A 2,360-nucleotide genomic window follows, 5' to 3' on the forward strand; every position below is an offset into this window, starting at 1 on the left:
ATTTCACGAGGGGTGGATTTTCACCACCATGGTTACCAAGTTGTCTAGGTTCAGTAATTTGTCCTAGCGGTTAATCCCCCAAAACCCTTACGGGGCAAGGTTTATAACCAACGAATCGCACTTGACTGGTCATCTCAGGATGTTTTCTCATTCTGGTGTTCCAATAAATAAGGTCACCATCATAAGGGCTACGGGTTTCTTCGACTTTTGTATGCCTCACGATTTTGGTTTTGGCATGTTTTGGAAGATAATTATCCTCTTTGGTCATAAATACCCAATTATCGACCAAGGGATGTTCCCATGGTTTCTTAGCCTTTTCTATTTTGGTTCCCCAGTATTTTTTGTATACCCAGGTTTTGGTTTTCTTGGGATGTCTCCTATTTCCCCATCTTCGGAGTTTTTTCCAGAGCATATATTCTAATGTTGAGAAGGTTTCTTTACTACAAACTCCTCTGTAGTAAAGAAACCATCCACGTATAATGGGTTTTAGGTGGCTTATTAATGCCTCCTGAGGGGCAGCTTTGTGACTATCTATGACCTTTGAGAGCTGCCCATAATGCTTTGAAATTGCGTCTTCGGATGGTTTGATAATGGTTTTAAAGCCTTGTTTAGAGTGGTTTTTTCCTACCTTATATTGACGGATATTGAATCCAAGGAAGTCAAATCCGTTATATGTATGGATTATTCTTGTTTTACTTGGCTTTAGTTCCAGTCCCATGTCTTTCAACCATATGTTAATGATTTCTTGACAGTCTTCTACCACGGTTTGGTCTTTATGCATGATGACAAAATCATCTGCGTATCGGATTAAACTTAATGCTCTCTTATTGTCCCGTTTACATCCGGGCATTGATTCGGCATATTGTTTAATCCTTTTTTCCATTCCATGGAGGGCTATATTCGCCAGAAGTGGAGATATGACTCCACCTTGAGGAGTACCCTCATCTGTAGGGAAGAGTGTCCCATTATCCATCACACCAGCTTTTAGCCAGGACTTTATTAAGCGTCTCAAGGATGGATAAGTATTTAATTTGCTTAGGAGTGTATCGTGGTTGATTTTGTCGAAGCATTTGGCAATATCCGCATCGAGCACCCATTTAGGCATACGATTGGTTGCCTTGAATATTGCTTCGATAGCATCGTGACATGAGCGTCCTGGTCTAAACCCATAAGAATTAGGTTCAAATTTAGCTTCCCATTCAGGTTCGAGAGCCTGTTTGATAAGCGCCTGTAGTGCGCGGTCGTACATAGTTGGTATACCCAGAGGTCGTTTTTCTATCCGTCCAGGTTTGGGAATCCATACCCTTCTGGTAGGTTGAGCCTTCTTTGAGATTTCTAGGCTGGCTACTAAGGCGAGTCTTTGCTTATTGGTTAAAGCTTTAACTCCGTCTATTCCGGCAGTCTTTTTGCCTTTATTCTCTTGGGTGACCCGTCTGACCGCAATCATTTTGGCTGACCAGGACTTTATCAATGTTTTTTGGAGTTTTTTTACCACGCGAACGTCACCACGAACAGAGGCTTGATATATACGTTTTTGCAACTTAAACACTGTCATTTCTAGCTTTCGCCAATTGACCTTGTTCCATTCCGACTGTGGGAGAATCCCCCGAGTTTTAGACTTCTTCATTGCTACTTACATCCATATCATTTCTTATAACGTGAGTCCGTCAGCATATCCTAGATGTTATTCTAGGCATTGGCTTTTGACTCAATCTTGCCCTCATACTACTTGCGGCTAACTACCTACTCAGAATATTCGACCTTTCTGAGAGTATGTATAAGGGTTATCTCGTTCCTGATCACCATTCTGTGGACTTTTAGGGTGGTACTTTTCACCGGGAATATATGGGAAATCTTTACAAGATGTGCGAGCCTTGTAAACCTTATTCCATTGACCTTTGTCTGTAGTGTATCAACCTATTTCACTACGTAATCCTTACGATGATTCAGACGTACCTTCCTTGCGTACCCATGAGTCCTTTGCTTGTTACTAACACCACATTTGGTTAGCAGTGCTTCACTGTTCGACCCTTGCATCAATCCATGAGTTTGTTAAATTCATAAATCAGGGTAGAGCTGTCACTCGGATTTCACGAGGGGAGGTTTTACACCTCCATGGTTATCAAGTTGTCATGGTTCGGATGAACCAAGCAGCTAATCCCCCCAACCTTTGTTAGGTAGGGTTTATAGCTAACGAGTCGCACCGCCCTATGGATTACAGTGCCGTTGTGGGTTACGACTGCGATTGTTGCAGTAGTGTTTATCCCTAGATCTACCGCAGTTACATTCGCCTCTGGCTTCCGCTTTTCTGGCTTGCAGTTGAACGGAACAGATAGATGACAATACCTTTGATTGAAAAT

The 2,360-nt window shown here is 42.2% G+C and carries 1 protein-coding gene and 1 pseudogene; both read right to left on the bottom strand.

What is annotated here, in order from left to right:
- Positions 1 to 70 precede the first annotated feature (70 nt).
- Positions 71 to 1,627: a group II intron reverse transcriptase/maturase gene (gene ltrA, locus F6K37_RS38500; RefSeq protein ID WP_287256426.1), complete on the bottom strand. Its 1,557-nt coding sequence runs from the start codon at positions 1,625 to 1,627 to the stop codon at positions 71 to 73.
- 580 nt (positions 1,628 to 2,207) lie between these two features.
- Positions 2,208 to 2,360 (bottom strand): annotated as a pseudogene (locus F6K37_RS38505) (IS200/IS605 family accessory protein TnpB-related protein); the annotation flags it as partial.

Source organism: Moorena sp. SIO4E2 (genome assembly GCF_010671945.1).
Classification (GTDB): Bacteria; Cyanobacteriota; Cyanobacteriia; order Cyanobacteriales; family Coleofasciculaceae; genus Moorena; species Moorena producens.